This window comes from Kitasatospora sp. SUK 42, from assembly GCF_015776785.2.
GTDB lineage: Bacteria > Actinomycetota > Actinomycetes > Streptomycetales > Streptomycetaceae > Kitasatospora.
The window spans coordinates 617603-634281 of the sequence record NZ_LFMD02000003.1 but is presented as its reverse complement, the minus strand read 5'-3'; the positions used below and the strand labels follow the sequence as shown (position 1 = coordinate 634281).

Sequence of the window (16679 nt, the reverse complement as noted above, 5' to 3'; positions counted from 1 at the left end):
GGTGTGCGCCTTACTGGTACGGGTTGTCGTCGCTGCACCCGGGGAGGGCGTCGGTGCCGAAGTCCTCCATGTTGTCGATGAACTCCAACGTCTCGTCGTCCTGCTCACGTCGGGTGGCGGTCATCTCGACCATGACAGCGGTCATGCTGCGTTTCCTTTCTGTCCGTGCTGGCAGTAGGTGTTCAGTGGTGCCTTCGCCTCCTGGTAGCGCTTGGCCAGCGGCCGGCAAACCGAGCAGTTGCCGGAGAGCTGGCAGCCGGAGCAGCCACCGGTGCGAAGCATGAGGCGGTCGGCGATTCCGCCGAGCCGGCTGAGGCCTTGTACGCCTTCGGCCATGAGGTCGATCTGCTCATCGCGGCCGACCTTGCAGATCGAGGCCCTTCCGTGCGGGTCGACGTGGAGGAACGTGTGTCCCGCGTTGCAGCCCGCGAACCGTTCGAGTGGCTTCAGATGGGCAGGCGACTGGGACCCGAGCGATTCGGCGCCGCCGTAGATAGTCGGCGACATGTGGGTGTACTCCTTGTAGGGAAGCCCGAGTTCGTCCGCCATTGCGCGCATCCGGTCGTGCTCGTGCGCGTTCTGCGCGGTGACGATCAGCGCCAGTTGCAGGGGAAGGCCGGCCTCGATCCCGGCGGCCAGTCCGCGTGTGACCCGCCTGTAGGCGCCCCGGCGCCGGGTGAAGGAATCGTACGTTTCCGCGGTCGCCCCGTAGAGGGAGACGGTGACCCGGTATGGCCTGCTGGTGGCAAGTGCCTCCAGGACCGCGGGGTTCGACAGCCGCGTGCCGTTCGTCAGGACCTCGATCATCATCCCCAGCTCGTACGCGAGCCGGCACGAGGCGGCGAAGTGCGGGTCGATCAACGCCTCACCTCCCGTGATCTGGAGCCACAGGACTCCGGCGTCCCGCAGCATCAGGAGCAGCTGCTGCTTGCCTTCGGCGCCCAGACCGGCAAACCGCTTCTCCCCGAGGTAGCAGTGCTCACAATCCAGGTCACAGCCGAGGTTGATCTCCCAGCTCGCCCGGCTGTGCCCGTACATCGGGGCGTCGCGAAACAGAAGGGCAGCGTCCACGCGTCGAGCAGCCAGTCCCACTCCCCATCGCACGCGGGCGGCATCTGCCAGCCAGGACGGAACGTCGAGGCTGGAGTCGCGGGCTCGTTCAAGTTCCTGGAACCGCTCTTCGGGCAGCCTGATGCCCTCCAGGTGACCCGGCCGAAGCACAACGAAGCTGTTGAGGAACGGACTCGCGATCAGGTCGTACAACATGTTTCTCCTTCTCTCGGTGGTCGGCAGCCGCACGAAGGACTCGCAGATGCGTCTCAGCAGCGTGCCGGGTGTAGAAGCGCCTGATCCGGTCCGAAGAGCCCGGAACACGTACGTACGTGTGCTGTTCGCGGTCGTAGATGCCCCAGCAGTCCAGCAACAGGAAGTGGGGGCTCCGGGAGTCGATCACGCGGATCTCGTACCGGGGCAACATGGAGGAGGTCGTCACGACACGACCTGCACATTCGGCTTGTCTCCGAGGGGCAGCCCCGGCTTCTGTGTTCTGGCCTGAGCGACGGAGACGAGCGCGGCGAGTCGTGCGTCTCCCATCACGCTCTCGTCAGGAGCCACCTCAAACCACACCACCTTGCCCGCTTCGACCGGATACCAGCCCCACGAGTGAGCCAGCGCCCCCACCAGGAGGAGGCCACGGCCACTGGTGGCCATGTCGTCGGCCGCGTTCCTGGCCGACAGCCTCGGGCTCGCATCCGCGACCTCGACCCGCAGGCGGATGCCGTTCCACTGGACGGTGACCTGGCAGTGCTTTCCCGTGTGCTCAACGGCGTTGGTGATCAACTCGGCCGCGCACAACTCCACATCGCGCAGCGACTCCCCGGAGAGCGGCACCGGCCAAGACCGAGCCGCGTGCACCAGCGACAGCCGGGTGGATCGAACTGCGGCCGTTGTCGGCTGCACTTCCCAGGTCTCCCACATCGGGAGCACGGTGCAGTCGTTGGTGTTCATCGGCCCTCCCGGACTGAAGAGTTGATCAGCATGGCGGTAGGCGGCCGCTCGGCGGTTCGCCCTCGGGAATTTGGAGCTCAGCGCCCACCAGCAGCTCGCATTCAGTGAACCGCCCAAACAGCACAATCGGTATGCCCATCGACACGTAGAGTGGTTTACGCGGTTTACAGCTCCACCTCAGGGGATTGATCGTGGCCACACGCAAAGAGCCCAACCACCGCCTCAGAGAGGCAATTTCGAACGCAAGGTGGACGTACGAGGCGTTGGCGAACGCCGTACGGCGCGTCGGCGCGGAGAACGGCGAGACGCTGCTCACCAACAAGTCCGCCGTGGCCCACTGGATCAACGGTGCACAGCCGGCGGGCCAGGTTGGTCAGTACGTCGCTGAGGCGCTGTCCCGCCGCTCCGGGCGCAGGGTCACCCTCGCCGAACTCGGCTTCGCCACCCCGGAGGAGTCCTTCGCGGTGAGCCGCGACCCGGTTGAGGCGGTCGCCAACCTCGGCCGCGCGGATGTCGAGCACCGCACCTTTCTGGCCGTGGCCGCATTCACCACTGCTGGTGTGGCCATGCCACTGTTCTACGATCCCGAGCCCATCTCCCGTCTGATGCGGGCTCGAACCGGCAGGGCTCGCGTCGGCGCTGAAGAGGTCGAGGTCATCCGGCAGATCACCGCCGTGTTCAGCGCCGCAGATGAACGACTTGGCGGCGGACACGGGCTGACCACCGTAACCGCCTATCTCGCCGATACGGCAGCCCCGATGCTCAACGGCCGCTTCCCCGACGAGAGCGCTCGGCGTCGAGCCTTCGGCGCGGTAGCCGAACTTGCCTATCTGGCGGGGTGGAAGCACCACGACCTCGGTCAGGAGGGCGCGGCCCAGCACTACTACCAGGTCGGCTACCAGCTCGCCGTGGAGGCGGACCCCCATGGCCACGCAGGATGGATGATGCGTGCCCTGGCACATCAAGCACTCAGCCTCAAGCAACCCCACCACTGTGTGGCGCTGATCGAGAACGCTCTTGCCCGAAGCGTCAGCCGTGTGGACGGAAAGACCGAGGCGCTCCTCCACATCACCCACGCCCGTGCGTTCGCTGCCACCCGCGACAAGCCTGCCGCCGCCAAGGCGCTCCTTGCGGCGGAGAACGCCCTTACCCGCGACGGTGACCCGCAGGCCGGCTTCTCACTTGTCAGCGGCCCGGTGGCCGGCACTGTCGCCAGCCATACGGCCCGCACTCTCACCGACCTCGGAGATCACGCAGGGACCGAACAGCAGCACTGTGCCGCGCTGGTCCGTTGGGACGCCGAGAGGTACAAGCGGGTTCACGCGCTCACCTACGCAGATCTCGGCGACAGCTTGGCCGCCCAGGCCCGAGCGGATGAGGCGGTGGCAACCTGGGGACGTGCCCTCGACCTCATGGACGGCATGACCTCGGACCGTACGAGAAAGGCAATCTCCTCCATTCGCCCTTGCTTGGCGACTTACCGTAAACGTGGTGTTCCAGGAGCCGCCGACTTGGAGCTCCGGGCACGCCAGGCACTGGCATGACAGCCGCACCGAAGGAAGGACCCGACCGACGTGGCTCAGCCGACCTCCGATCAGACTGCTGCCCTCAAGCCCGCTACGGAGTCGATGACGCTGCTGGTGGCCGCCGTGATCGTTCACGACCTCGAAGCCCAGCGTGTTGTCCTCCTGCGACGAGGGCCCAAAGCCAAGTTCGCCCAAGGCCTGTGGGATCTTCCCGTCGGCAAGAGCGAACCCGGCGAACCGATCACGGAGACGGCGGTTCGCGAACTCAAGGAGGAGACCGGACTCATCGTCTCTCCAGAGGATCTGCGACTGGCCCACATCATTCACGGGGCCCGAGGCGTCGAGGCGCCCAACGGCTTCCTGACCGTCGTTTTCGCCGCTCACCGGTGGTCCGGCAAGCTTACGAACGGGGAGCCCGACAAGCACTCGGAAGTCGCGTGGGCCGACGCCGACGCCGTGCCGGACGGATTCGTCTCCACCACCAGGTCGGCTCTACTCAGCTACCTCAACAATGGGCCTAGCGTCTCCCTCGATTCGTGGCATGGTTGACGATTTCACCTGGCTTGCTCAGGGTGGCGGCAAGGGGTCCGAGTGTTTGGCCCGGCCCCTCGACTCACCGAGGGGCCGGGCTTATTTTTCGGATGGCTTCTTCCTTTGGTGGCGCCTCCTCGATTCGTCGAGGAGGCGCCACAAATTTTCATTTCTCCTTCCATTCTGCGGTCTTGAAGCGTCGTGTGCGAGCCTCCCTCTTGGAGGGGCACCGTGCTGGTGATGTGGGGTAGAGGGTAAGAGTGGCGACCTCTGTGGTGCCTTTGATTTTGGATCCGACCATCTCTCTCGGGGGACGGATCAATTTTTTTATTCAATTCTCTCCAGTCCCCCTGTCCTGTTTTTCCGGTCTCATATTGGGCGGCGAGATCTCATTTCGGAGTGGCACCTCTTCGGCATGTCGAAGAGGTGCCACAAAATTCTGCCTTGATTTTTTTCTTTTTGGATGCCGCCTCTCGATGTGCGGAGAAGCGGCATCCAATTTTGGCCCTGTTTTGCTTGGGCTGTAGTGCGCCGACCCTCCTGGCTGGAGGAGGGTCGGCGTGCTCGTTTCTATTTTATTTTTCTTGTTTTGTTTTGATTTTGATTGCCCCGAAATGGAGAACGCTCAGTGCGCCGTCCAGCCGCCGTCGATGGGGAGGCTGGCGCCGGTGACGTAGGAGGCGGGCGGGGTGCAGAGGTAGAGGGCGAGGGCGGCGACCTCGGAGGGTTCGATGAGGCGCTTGAGGGCGGTGCGGTCGAGCATGATCCGCTCGACGACCTCGTCCTCGTGGATGCCGTGGGCCAGTGCCTGGGCGGCGATCTGCTTCTCCACCAGGGGGGTCCGGACGTAGCCCGGGTTGAGGCAGTTGCTGGTGACGCCGTAGGGGGCGCCCTCCAGGGCGACGGTCTTGCTGAGCCCCTCCAGGGCGTGCTTGGCGGTGACGTACGCGGACTTGAAGGCGCTGGCGCGCAGGCCGTGGACGGAGGAGATGTTGACGATCCGGCCCCACTCCTGCGCGTACATGTGGGGGAGCGTGCGGCGCAGGATGCGGAACGGGGCCTCCACCATCACGCGTTGGATGAGGGTGAAGCGGTCGATCGGGAACTCGTGCACGGGCGCGACGTGTTGGAGACCGGCGTTGTTGACCACGATGTCGGCGTCGTCCGGCAGGGCGTCCACGGCCTCCGGGTCGGCGAGGTCGGCGACGATCGCGCGCCCGCCGATCCGCTCCGCGAGCTCCCCGGCCGGTCCGGCCGCGAGGTCGACGACGTAGACGAGGGCGCCGGCCTCGGCGAAGGTCTCGGCGCAGGCCCGGCCGATGCCCGAGGCGGCCCCGGTGACCAGGGCCGTACGGCCGTCGAGCGGGCGGGCAGTAGAGGTGTCCATGGCCGAGAACGGTAGGAATCCGGCGGCGCGGCTCCCATGTGGCGGACCGCCACAGCACCCGGGTGGGTTGTGGAGGGAACCGCCATGACGGGTGAGCGGCGGTTCGACCGCGAAAGGCCAAACCCGTCCTGGCCTCGCTTCCCCACAATGGGCGCGAATGCTTCACCCGTTCGGAGGATTGCTCGGTCAGATCCACCCATAGCGCCCGAATGCTCGCTACATTCACGCCGATTCCCGACAGGGGGCGCCGCCCCGGGCCGCCGAAGTGCTGGTAGAGCCCGGTGCGACGTCCGAGAGGTGTTGACTGACATGCCCCAACGGCCTGCAACCGACAGCCCGGCGTACGGACCGCTCGACCCGCTCGGCCAGCACCGAGGCCCGGTCGGCCGGGCCCTTCCGGACGCCCCCGACGCCCCGGCCCCCGACGCCCTGACGGCCGACACGCTGACCGCCGACGCATCGGCCACCGACGAACCGCGGCTGCCCGTGCAGGCCACACCCGACCGGCACGAAGCCACCGCCGCGCCCGCGCCCGCGCGCACGACCAGCCACACCGGCCCCACCCCGCAGAACGGCCAGCTCGCCGCGCTGATCGAGGAGGCCGGCTTCTCGCACGCCGGCCTGGCCCGCCGGGTCGACCAGCTCGGCCTGGAGCACGGCCTCGACCTGCGCTACGACAAGACCTCCGTCACCCGCTGGCTGCGCGGCCAGCAGCCCCGCGGCGCGACCCCGGCACTGATCGCCGAGGTCTTCACCCGCCGCCTCGGCCGCCGCCTCACCGCCCAGGACCTCGGCCTGGACGCCTGCGCCCCGGTCTACGCGGGCCTGGAGTTCGCCGAGACCCCGCAGGAGGCGGTGGACATCGTGGCGAGCATGTGGCGCAAGGACAACGGCCCGCAGTCCGAGCTGCGCCGGATCGCCTTCACCCCGGCCGGCCTGGTCGTCCCCAGCCGGGACTGGCTGATCGGTCGCACCGACGAGCGGGTCGCCCGGGACGGCTCCACACTGGCCCGCCCGGACACCGCCACCGGCCCGCCGAGCCCGGGCGCCCCGCCCGCCGAAACGCCCAGGCAGAACGCGCCGGGCGCACCCGCCCCGGGCCCGGCGCGCGTCCAGGCCCAGGGCATCCACACCCCGGGCGCCCCGGGCTCCCGCAGCACCTCCGGTACCACCGGCACCGCCGCCCCCATCGGCCGGGTGCCCATCCAGAGCCGCCGCCCGCCCACCGCCGTCGAACCCCCGTACACCGACCCGGCCCGCGAGTCCCGCCCCACCCTGCGGGTCGGCCGCGGCGACATCGCCGCCATCCGCGCCGTCGGCGACCTCTTCCGTGCGCTCGACCACGCCTACGGCGGCGGCCACGCCCGCCAGGCGCTGGTCCGCTACCTGGAGAGCGAGGCCGAGCCGATGCTGCGCGGCCGCTACGGCGAGCAGATCGGCCGGGCCCTGTTCGGGGCGGTCGCCGACCTGACCAGGCTGGCCGGCTGGACGTCCTTCGACATCGCGGCGCACGGCCTCGCCCAGCGCTACTTCGTCCAGGCGCTGCGCCTCTCCCAGGCCGCGGGGGACCGAGCGCTCGGCGGCTACGTCCTGGTGACGATGAGCCAGCAGGCCGTCCACCTGGGCCACGGCCGGGAGGCCGTCCAGCTCGCCAGGGTGGCCCAGCAGGGCGTGGGCACCGCCGTGCCGCCGGTGGTCCAGTCGCTGATGCACGCCGCCGAGGCGCGTGGGCACGGCCTGCTGGGCGACGTCCGGTCCTGCACCACGGCACTGGTACGGGCCGAGCGGTCGCTGGCCGCCTCCCGGACGGGCGACGAACTGCCCGCCTGGGCACGGTACTTCGACGAGGCCCAGCTCTCCGACGAGTTCGCCCACTGCTACCGCGACCTCCAGCAGTGGCGCACCGCCGCGCAGCACGCCGAGAAGTCGCTGCGACTGCGCTCGCCCGCCTACGCGCGCAGCCGGATCTTCTGCCGACTGGTGCTGGCCACCGCCCGGCTCGGCATGGGCGACCTCGACGAGGCCTGCACCATGGCCACCGACGCGCTGCGGGCGGCGGGGGAGATGCGCTCGGCCCGCTCGCTGGAGTACGTCCGGGACTTCCACCGCCGCCTCACCCCCTACCGGGGCAGCCCGGTGGCCCGCGCCTTCGAGGAGACGGCCCGTCAGGCGGGGGTGATCTGAGGCCCTGCTCGGCAACCGGGCCGCGCCCACCCCGAGGGCGATCGGGAGCGGGACCAGCCACGCGGAGCCCGCCCGTTCCAGCGGGCCGCCGCGCAGCCTGGCGAAGTCGCTCTCGTAGTCGGCCGGGAACACCGGTACGGCCGGGCCGAACGGGGAGAGCGCGCCGATCAGGTCGCGGTCACGTCGGTCGCTCCGGCATCCTGGCACGCCGTCGGGCTGTCACCCCGGCAGACCGCTCGCGTGTCCGTTCGCCCGCAACGACCTCCGTGCACCAACGACCTCCGTGCACTGCGACGACCTCCGTGAACCGCACGGCCCAGGGCCGCGGCCAGGACCTCAGGCCGCCGCCTCGGCCTCCCGCGCCCCGGCCGGCAGGCCGAGGTCGCGCAGCACCGCCTGCGCCGCCCGTCGCCCGGAGACCAGCGCGCCCTGCACGGTGCTGGTGTCCCGGTGGTCCCCGGCGACGTACAGCCCGGCCACCAGCCGCACCGGGCGGCGGGGGTTGTGCGGCGGCGGCATCGCGGGCAGTGCGTCGGGGACGTGCCGCACGCTGAGGAACTGCCAGTTCGCCGTCGAGGCGCCGTACAGCTCGGCGAGCCGGGCCCGGACGGCCGGTTCCAGCCCGGCCGGGCCGCCCGCGTCGAAGGAGCGCCGGCCGAGCACGGTGGTGGCGATCAGCGCCTGCCCGGAGGGGGCGTAGGACGGGTGCAGTTCGCTGAGCACCAGCGAGTGCGAGACCAGCGGCGGGTGCCCGTTCGGCCGGTCGGCGTCGAGCAGCAGCACCGCCTCGCCCAGCGGGGCGCGGTCGGCCGCGTGGAAGAAGGTGGTGACGGGGTGGAAGTCCGGCAGTCGCAGGCCGGGTAGCAGTTCCGAGGCGGAGCGGGCGTCGGTGGCGACGACCACGGCCTGGGCGCCGATCCGCCCGTGGGCGAGGGTTTCCACGCCGTCGGCGGCGATCGAGGTGACCTGCACCCCGGTCCGGACGGTGCCGGCGGGAAGTACGGCGGCCAGCTGGGCCGGCACGGCCGCGATCCCGTCGGCGGGCAGACAGAGGCGTCCGCGGGCGTACGAGCGCAGCACCAGGTCGGCGATCCGGCTGCTGGTGCCGAGGGTCGGATCGCTGAGCAGTGCGCTGAGCAGCGGCCGCAGGAAGCCGTCGACGGTGCGCGGGGCGAGCCCGTGGCCGGCCAGCGCGCGGGCGGTGGTGGTTTCGGGGCGGGCCTGGAGCCGGGCGGCCGGGGTGGTGGCGATCCGGGTGAGCCAGCTGCCCAGCCGGGCCTTGTCCAGCGGACTGCCGAGGGGTGCCCGGGTGGCGGCCTGCCGGGCGGTGGTGAGCTGAGGGTCCCCGGCGCGGTGGCGGCGGCCGGCGCTGTGCACGAGCACGCCGGGCGCGAGCGGGCGCAGGTCCAGGCGGTCGAGGTCGAGGGCCCGGCGTAGTTCGGGGAACGCGGTGTTCAGCAGGTGGCTGCCGTCGTCGAGGCGGAATCCGTCCAACTCGCGGGTGGCCATCCGGCCGCCGATCCGGTCGGTGGTCTCCAGGACCTGAACGGTGAGGCCGTGGCCGGTGAGTGCGCGGGCGGCGGCCAGGCCCGCGAGGCCGGCGCCGACCACGACGACGTCCGGGTCGGACGGGCGACGGGCGCGGCGGGTGAAGTCGTACGTGGGCACTGGCGTGCTCCCTCCCTGGTCCCGGGGCTCCGGCCGACGCAGGCAGCGGGGTGCCGGGACACGGTCCGACGAAGGTGATGCCCAGTCGGTGTGAGCACCAGACAGGCGCACCGGACCGGATCCGGGGGTCGAACGGGGTGGTGCGGCACCGGGCGGGGGCGCGGTCACGGACAGTGCGCCGCAGTGGCCGGATTGCCGGGCCGGTGGGCGCGTACGGTCACCGGGGGCGTGCGACGCGCCCGCCGTGTGCTCCTGTGCGCCCCCTCCCGGAGCCCCCTCCGACCTCCGCCCGGCATATGCCCCTGGCCAGGGCGAATGCCGTAGCGGGCCTACGCGCGGAGCGGGCGCACGCGTGGCACGGGCCCGTCCGCGGAGTGCGCGCACGCATGGAGCGGCCCCAGCCCCGGAGTGCGCGCACGCGGGGCACCGGCCGCCCCCGGAGCGGCCGTCAGAGTGCCGCCCGCACCGCCGAGTCGACGTCCGGGTGTGCGAAGCGGAACCCGGCGTCGAGCAGCCGCCGCGGCACCACCCGGTGGCTGCCGACCACCTCGACCGCCAGCTCCCCGAGCACCGTCCGGAGCACCGCCTCCGGCACCGGGAACGGTGTCGGCCGGTGCAGCGCCCGGCCGAGCGCCGCGGTCAGCTCGGCGTTGGTCGCCGGCTCCGGCGCGGTGAGGTTGAAGGCGCCGGACAGGTCCTCCCGGTCGATCAGGAAGCGTAGCGCGGCCACCTCGTCGGCCAGCGAGATGAAGCTCCAGTACTGCCGTCCGCTGCCGAGCCGCCCGCCCAGACCCAGCTTGAACAGCGGGAACAGCCGTGCGCCCGCGCCCCCGGCCGGGGAGAGCACCAGCCCGGTGCGCGGGTGGACGACCCGGATCCCGGCCCGCTCGGCCGGTCGCGCGGCCGCCTCCCACTCCAGGCACACCTCGGCCAGGAAGTCCTCGCCGGCGGGGGAGTCCTCGTCGATGACCCGGTCGCCGGTCTGCCCGTACCAGCCGACCGCGGAGGCGCTGACGAGGACCCGCGGCGGCTCCTTCAGCTCCGCCAGCGCGACGGCCAGCGTCTCGGTGCCGTACACCCGGCTCTCCCGGATGTCCCGCTTGTAGGAGTCCGTCCAGCGGTGGTCGCCGACCCCGGCGCCGGCCAGGTGCACCACGGCCTCGACCCCGGCGAGCCCGTCCCGCTCGACCTGGCCGAGCAGCGGGTTCCAGCCGATCGCCGTGCTGCCGTCGGGCTGCGGGCCCGTCCTGGAGCGGCGCCGGACCAGCCGGACCACCTCATGGCCGTCCGCCAGCAGCGAGCGGACCAGTGCCGAACCGATCAATCCCGTGGAGCCCGTGACAGCGATGCGCATGCGACCATCCTCGCAGCTCCGAATCCCCGCCACCCGTCGCAGGCGTCTCATTAGCATGGCGCGCATGCCCAACGACGATCTGATCATCCGGTCCGCGCAGCCCGAGGACGACCGCGAACTCGCCGCCCTCGACCGGGCCTCCTGGTCCACCCTGTCCGACGTCTCCCCGCAGCCGCGCGCCGGGAACACGATGTTCGACGACGCGCACACCCCCGACCAGTACCTGGTCGCCGTCCTGGACGGCCGGATCGTCGGCTACACCCGCCAGGTCCCGGCGACCCGGCTGGCCGTCAACCGGCACGTCCGGCAGATCCAGGGCCTGGCCGTGGACGACGCGGTGCGCGGCCGGGGCATAGGCCGCCGCCTGGTCGAGGCGGCCTGCGACGCGGCCCGGGCCGCGGGCGCCCGCAAGATGACCCTGCGGGTGCTCGGCTGGAACGCCCCGGCCCGCCGGCTGTACGAGAGCTGCGGCTTCGTGGTCGAGGGCTCGCTCGCCGAGGAGTTCCTGATCGACGGCCGCTACGTGGACGACGTCTGGATGGCCCGCCGCCTGGCCGACTGAGCCCCTGGCCGACCGGGCCCACTAAGTGATGCACCGTCAGGCCGCTTGTGGTGCAGAGTCGTGACGCAACCGCGCTGTCTGGAGCGGCGCCCCGCCGGGTACCGTACGCCCGTGAGCAACTCGACGCCTCCCGGGTGGTACCCGGTCCCCGGTGCGGACGGCACCCCGGGTCACGAGCGCTGGTGGGACGGCAACGCCTGGACCAGCGAGGTCAGGCCGCTCCAGGGCGGCGCGGGACAGCTCGCCGACGCGCCGACCCAGACCTGGCAGCCCTCCGCCCAGCGGCCCGGCTACGGCTACCCGGGCCAGGCCCCCGAGTACGGGTACCCCAGCCAGGGCGCGGCCCAGCAGCCCGGTTACGGCTACCCGGGCCAGGCCCAGACACCCGGCTACGGCTACCCCGGCCAGGAGGCCTACCCGGGCGCCGGCTACGCCTATCCCGGTCCGGGCTACCAGCCGCCCGCCCCCGCCAGGACCAAGCCCGGTGTGATCATCGGCATCGCGGTCGGCGTGCTCGCCGTGGGCGGGATCATCGCCGGGATCCTGCTCAGCCAGGGCGGGGACCCGAAGGCGGACCCGACCCCGGCCCCCACCGTCCCGGTCAGCCGGAGCGACAGCCCCACGCCGAGCCCCACCCCGACCACGTCCTCGCCCACCGTGGCGCCGCCCAAGCCCGCCCCGGTCCTCAAGACCACCGTGCCGGACGCGCAGCACGCGATCTCCGTCCCGGTGTTCGAGGGCTGGGAGGTGTCGACCAACTCCCAGCACTCGACGGTCTACCTCGGCAGCGGCCGCTACACCTGCGCGGACGGCAACCAGTGCATCCGCGGCCAGTTCTCGATCGAGAAGGACACCGTCCAGGGCGCCACGGCGAAGGCGGCCGCCGACACCGCGATGCCCGTCTACGCGGGGCAGGTCTTCAGCGGGGTCACCTCGCACACCGACTCCGGCTCCGGCTCCGTCACCATCGCCGGAGTGTCCGGCTACGCCACCCGCTGGCACATCCGCACCTCGGACGGCACCCAGGGCTACGTCGTGCTGGCCGCCGTCCCGGCCAAGGGCGGCGGCTACGTCGTCTTCGAGGGCGGCGTGGACGACGACCCGGCCGCGCCGGACGCCTCGGTGCTGGACCAGATCCTCCGGGGCATCAGGCAGGACGGCTCCTCCGGCAGCAGCACCTGACGGCGTCCTGGCACCCGAGGGGAACCGGCACCCGAGGGGAACCGGCACCCGAGGGGAACCGGCACCCGACGGGGACCAGCACCCGACGGGAACCGGCACCTGACGCGTCCTAGTCCCCGTAGCGCTCCCAGAGCTTGGGGAAGCGTTTCGCCATCACGTCCGGGTCCTCGAAGTCCAGCGCCGGCCCGGACGGCCGCGAGGGCTGCGGCCCGCCCACCTCCGGCAGCGGCAGGCCGGTCAGCCGCTCGTACGCCTCGTCGGCGGCGTAGCCGAGGTCCTCGGCCTCGCCGTCCTCCTCCTCGTCGAACTCGGGCAACAGGTCCGCCAGGTCGTCGGGTTCGGCCAGCCCGCCCTCGAAGACGTCCCGGCCCTGGCCGATCAGCCAGCAGCGGAAGTAGTCGAAGGAGTCGTCGGAGGCGCCGCCCAGCAACAGGTAGGCCGCGCCCCACAGGTCGTGGCGGTAGGCGCGTTGGAACCGTGCCTCGAACAGCCGGGCGAAGTCGATCACGTCGTCCGGGGTCAGCCGGACCAGGTGTTCGACCAGCTGGTCGGCCTGCTCGTCGGGATCGCCGTCGGCGGCCTCCCGGGTCTCGTCGATGATCTGCCAGAAGTCGGTCTCGTCCATCACCGCTCAAGCATCGCCGTTCAGCCGTCTCCGCGCATGCCATGACCGGACGAAACGCCAGTGGCGGGAACGGCGGAACCCCGCGCCGTCCGGGGACGACGCGGGGTTCCGTAGGGACCGTGGAGGGTCAGAGGCCGAGCTCGACCTCGAACTCGCCGGCCTCCAGGATCTCCTTGACCGCGACCAGGTAGCGGGCGGCGTCGGCGCCGTCCACCAGGCGGTGGTCGTAGGAGAGCGACAGGTAGACCATGTCGCGGATGCCGATGGCGGTGCCGCCGTCGGCCTCGATGACGACCGGGCGCTTGACGGTGGCGCCGATGCCCAGGATGGCGACCTGGTTCGGCGGCACGATCACGGTGTCGAACAGCGCACCGCGCGAGCCGGTGTTGCTGATGGTGAAGGTGGCGCCGGACAGCTCGTCCGGGGTGATCTTGCTGTCGCGGACCTTGGTGGCCAGCTCGGCGGTCTTCTTCGAGATGCCGGCGATGTTGAGGTCGCCCGCACCCTTGATGACCGGGGTCATCAGACCCTTCTCGGAGTCCACCGCGATACCGATGTTCTCGGTGTCGAAGTAGGTGATGGTGCCCTCGGCCTCGTTGATCCGGGCGTTGATGACCGCGTGGGCCTTCAGCGCCTGGGCGGCGGCCTTCACGAAGAACGGCATCGGGGACAGCTTGACGCCCTCGCGGGCGAGGAAGCCGTCCTTGGCCTTGTTGCGCAGCGACATGATCCTGGTGACGTCCACCTCGACCACGCTGGTCAGCTGGGCCTGCTCGTGCAGGGCCTTCAGCATGTTGTCGCCGATGACCTTGCGCATGCGGGTCATCTTGACCGTCTGACCGCGCAGGGCGGACGGCGCGGCGGCGGCCTTCGGCGCGGCGGCCGGGGCGGCAGCGGCGACCGGGGCCGGAGCGGCCTTGGCGGCCTCCGCGGCGGCGATGACGTCCTGCTTGCGGATGCGGCCGCCGACGCCGGTGCCGGCGACGGAGGACAGCGCGACGCCGTGCTCGGCGGCGAGCTTGCGCACCAGCGGGGTGACGTAGGCGTCACCGTTGTCGGCCACCGGGGCGGCCGGAGCGGCCGGGGCGACGGGGGCCGGAGCGGCGACCGGAGCCGGGGCGGCGACCGGAGCCGGGGCAGCGGGGGCGACCGGAGCCGGAGCGGCGGCAACCGGAGCCGGGGCCGGAGCGGCCGGGGCCACGGGCGCCGGGGCGGCGGGAGCGACCGGAGCCGGGGCGGCAGCCGGGGCCGGAGCGGCAGCCGGGGCCGGAGCGGCAGCCGGGGCCGGAGCGGCAGCGGCGGCACCCGGGGCGCCGATCAGCGCGAGCTGGGCGCCGACCTCGGCGGTCTCGTCCTCGCCGACCAGGATCTTGACGACGACACCGGCGACCGGCGACGGGATCTCGGTGTCGACCTTGTCGGTGGAGACCTCAAGCAGCGGCTCGTCGACCTCGACGGTCTCGCCCTCGGCCTTCAGCCAGCGGGTGACGGTGCCCTCGGTGACCGACTCGCCCAGCGCGGGCAGCAGCACCGGGGTGGCGTCGCCGGCCGGAGCGGCCGGAGCGGCGGCGGGGGCCTCGGCGACCGGAGCCGGAGCGGCGACCGGAGCAGCCGGAGCGGCAACCGGGGCGGCGGCCGGAGCGGCCTCCGCGACGGGGGCCGGGGCGGCGACCGGGGCACCGGAACCGTCGTCGATGACGGCCAGCTCGGCGCCGACCTCGACGGTCTCGTCCTCGCCGACCTTGATCGAGGCCAGGATGCCGGAGGCCGGGGCCGGGATCTCGGTGTCGACCTTGTCGGTCGAGACCTCAAGCAGCGGCTCGTCGACCTCGACACGCTCACCCTCGGCCTTCAGCCAGCGGGTGACGGTGCCCTCGGAAACGCTCTCGCCCAGCGCGGGCAGTGTTACTGAGACCGCCATGGTTTCAGCGACTCCTATCAAGTCTTGCGTACGGGAAGTACTGGAAACGGGGGGTGGTGGGCGCGATCAGTCGTGCGCGTGCAGCGGCTTGCCGGCCAGCGCCAGGTGCGCCTCGCCCAGGGCCTCGGACTGGGTCGGGTGCGCGTGGATGAGCTGCGCGACCTCGGCCGGCAGGGCCTCCCAGTTGTAGATCAGCTGGGCTTCGCCGACCTGCTCGCCCATGCGGGCGCCGACCATGTGGACGCCGACCACGGCGCCGTCCTTGACCTGGACGAGCTTGATCTCGCCGGCGGTCTTCAGGATCTTGCTCTTGCCGTTGCCGGCCAGGTTGTACTTCAGGGTGACGACCTTCTCCTTGCCGTACAGCTCGACGGCCTTGGCCTCGGAGATGCCGACGGAGGCCACCTCGGGGTTGGAGTAGGTCACGCGCGGAACGCCGTCGTAGTCGATCGGGACCGGCTTGAGGCCGGCCAGGCGCTCGGCGACCAGGATGCCCTCGGCGAAGCCGACGTGGGCGAGCTGCAGGGTCGGGGCGAGGTCGCCGACGGCCGAGATGGTGGGCACGTTGGTGCGCATGTACTCGTCGACCAGGACGTAGCCGCGGTCCATCGCGACGCCGTTCTCCTCGTAGCCGAGGCCGGCCGAGACCGGGCCGCGGCCGATGGCGACGAGCAGCAGGTCGGCGTCGATCTGCTTGCCGTTCTCGGTGGAGACGCGGACACCGGCCTCGGTGTACTCGACGCCCGAGAAGCGGGCCTTCAGCTCGAACTTGATGCCGCGCTTGCGGAAGGCGCGCTCCAGCAGCTTGGAGGAGTTCTCGTCCTCCAGCGGGACGAGGTGCGGCAGCGCCTCGACGATGGTGACGTCGACGCCGAAGGACTTCCAGACCGAGGCGAACTCGACGCCGATGACGCCGCCGCCGAGGATGACGGCCGACTTCGGGATGCGGTCGAGCTTGAGGGCGTGGTCGGAAGAGATCACGCGGTTGCCGTCGATCTCCAGGCCCGGGATCGAGCGCGGCACCGAGCCGGTGGCCAGGACGATGTGGCGGCCTTCGATGCGCTGGCCGTTCACGTCCACCGAGGTCTGCGAGGAGAGCTTGCCCTCGCCCTGGATGAAGGTGACCTTGCGGGAGGCCACCAGGCCCTGCAGGCCCTTGTACAGGCCGGCGATGACGTCGTCCTTGTACTTGTGGACGCCGTTGATGTCGATGCCCTGGAAGGTGGCCAGAACGCCGAACTCGGCGGCCTCCTTCGTCTCGTCGGCGATCTCGGCGGCGTGCAGCAGCGCCTTGGTCGGGATGCAGCCGCGGTGCAGGCAGGTGCCGCCCAGCTCACCCTTCTCGACCAGGGCGACGCTCAGACCCAGCTGAGCGGCGCGGAGCGCCGCGGCGTAACCGCCGCTTCCGCCTCCGAGAATGACTACGTCGAAAACGGTGCTGGCGTCGTTCGCCACGTCACGTCCTCCATGCATGGGGTGGGTCGCCGGGCCGGTCGCGGTCCGGTGGGTCGGAAGCCTTTGTGGGGCGCCCAGTCGTGCCGGAAATACATCTTCGCACTTGTTCACGGTGGCTGATGTCCGGGTCCGCCCCAGGGGTGTCCCGCGGAGTGGTCACCGGGGCGGGAACACCCCCGACGGAAGGGCATCATTGCAGCTCAGCGCGGTATTGACAGCCGCCGGACGGGCGTCCTCGGCGCCGCTCGCGGCCACCTCTTCCGCAGTGCGGAACAAA

14 protein-coding genes are annotated in these 16679 nt (G+C 71.4%); 5 read left to right on the top strand and 9 right to left on the bottom strand.

The genetic code is table 11. The annotated features are described in order from the left end of the window. Window positions 1-10 precede the first annotated feature (10 nt). The 3 genes from RZ50_RS29705 to RZ50_RS12535 form a co-directional block, all read right to left on the bottom strand. Window positions 11-145, bottom strand: a complete 135-nt coding sequence (locus RZ50_RS29705) for a hypothetical protein (RefSeq protein WP_256463703.1) — start codon at window positions 143-145, stop codon at window positions 11-13. Then, a complete protein-coding gene (locus tag RZ50_RS12540) occupies window positions 142-1266 on the bottom strand; it encodes a radical SAM protein (RefSeq protein ID WP_196949995.1) in 1125 nt (374 codons plus the stop codon). The genes RZ50_RS29705 and RZ50_RS12540 overlap by 4 nt, the downstream gene beginning before the upstream one ends. Window positions 1267-1488: 222 nt before the next feature. After that, window positions 1489-2007, bottom strand: coding sequence for an ATP-binding protein (locus tag RZ50_RS12535; protein ID WP_196949996.1), 519 nt, complete (start codon window positions 2005-2007; stop codon window positions 1489-1491). 191 nt (window positions 2008-2198) lie between these two features. Between RZ50_RS12535 and RZ50_RS12530 the strand changes: the two genes are divergently transcribed. Together RZ50_RS12530 and RZ50_RS12525 are read left to right on the top strand one after the other, a co-directional pair. Next, window positions 2199-3551 (top strand): tetratricopeptide repeat protein, encoded by a 1353-nt coding sequence (locus tag RZ50_RS12530; protein ID WP_196949997.1) that lies wholly within the window; start codon window positions 2199-2201, stop codon window positions 3549-3551. A 30-nt stretch (window positions 3552-3581) separates the two neighbouring features. Continuing rightward, entirely contained in the window at window positions 3582-4082 is a 501-nt protein-coding gene (locus tag RZ50_RS12525; RefSeq protein ID WP_196949998.1) for an NUDIX domain-containing protein, read from the top strand. A 607-nt stretch (window positions 4083-4689) separates the two neighbouring features. On the opposite strand, the gene RZ50_RS12520 is transcribed toward RZ50_RS12525, so the two are convergent. Continuing rightward, window positions 4690-5451, bottom strand: a complete 762-nt coding sequence (locus tag RZ50_RS12520) for a 3-hydroxybutyrate dehydrogenase (protein WP_196949999.1) — start codon at window positions 5449-5451, stop codon at window positions 4690-4692. A 309-nt stretch (window positions 5452-5760) separates the two neighbouring features. Between RZ50_RS12520 and RZ50_RS12515 the strand changes: the two genes are divergently transcribed. Next, window positions 5761-7635 (top strand): regulator, encoded by a 1875-nt coding sequence (locus tag RZ50_RS12515; RefSeq protein ID WP_254802465.1) that lies wholly within the window; start codon window positions 5761-5763, stop codon window positions 7633-7635. A 336-nt stretch (window positions 7636-7971) separates the two neighbouring features. On the opposite strand, the gene RZ50_RS12510 is transcribed toward RZ50_RS12515, so the two are convergent. After that, a complete protein-coding gene (locus tag RZ50_RS12510; protein WP_196950000.1) occupies window positions 7972-9303 on the bottom strand; it encodes an NAD(P)/FAD-dependent oxidoreductase in 1332 nt (443 codons plus the stop codon). Between the two features lie 448 nt (window positions 9304-9751). Next, on the bottom strand, window positions 9752-10657 hold the full coding sequence (locus RZ50_RS12505) for a TIGR01777 family oxidoreductase (RefSeq protein ID WP_196950001.1): 906 nt from the start codon (window positions 10655-10657) through the stop codon (window positions 9752-9754). A 64-nt stretch (window positions 10658-10721) separates the two neighbouring features. On the opposite strand from RZ50_RS12505, the gene RZ50_RS12500 reads away from it, so the two are divergent. Both RZ50_RS12500 and RZ50_RS12495 read left to right on the top strand, forming a co-directional pair. Next, window positions 10722-11219 carry a GNAT family N-acetyltransferase gene (locus RZ50_RS12500; protein ID WP_196950002.1) on the top strand — a complete coding sequence of 166 codons (498 nt, stop codon included), beginning with the start codon at window positions 10722-10724 and terminating at the stop codon, window positions 11217-11219. Between the two features lie 111 nt (window positions 11220-11330). Continuing rightward, entirely contained in the window at window positions 11331-12401 is a 1071-nt protein-coding gene (locus tag RZ50_RS12495; protein ID WP_196950003.1) for a DUF2510 domain-containing protein, read from the top strand. A 109-nt stretch (window positions 12402-12510) separates the two neighbouring features. On the opposite strand, the gene RZ50_RS12490 is transcribed toward RZ50_RS12495, so the two are convergent. The 3 genes from RZ50_RS12490 to lpdA form a co-directional block, all read right to left on the bottom strand. After that, window positions 12511-13026: a DUF4240 domain-containing protein gene (locus tag RZ50_RS12490; RefSeq protein ID WP_196950004.1), complete on the bottom strand. Its 516-nt coding sequence runs from the start codon at window positions 13024-13026 to the stop codon at window positions 12511-12513. A gap of 127 nt (window positions 13027-13153) precedes the next feature. Further along, complete coding sequence (gene sucB, locus RZ50_RS12485) at window positions 13154-14947, bottom strand: 2-oxoglutarate dehydrogenase, E2 component, dihydrolipoamide succinyltransferase (RefSeq protein ID WP_217680515.1); 1794 nt, start codon at window positions 14945-14947, stop codon at window positions 13154-13156. Between the two features lie 66 nt (window positions 14948-15013). Continuing rightward, complete coding sequence (gene lpdA, locus RZ50_RS12480; protein WP_254802463.1) at window positions 15014-16420, bottom strand: dihydrolipoyl dehydrogenase; 1407 nt, start codon at window positions 16418-16420, stop codon at window positions 15014-15016. Between the last annotated feature and the right edge of the window lie 259 nt (window positions 16421-16679).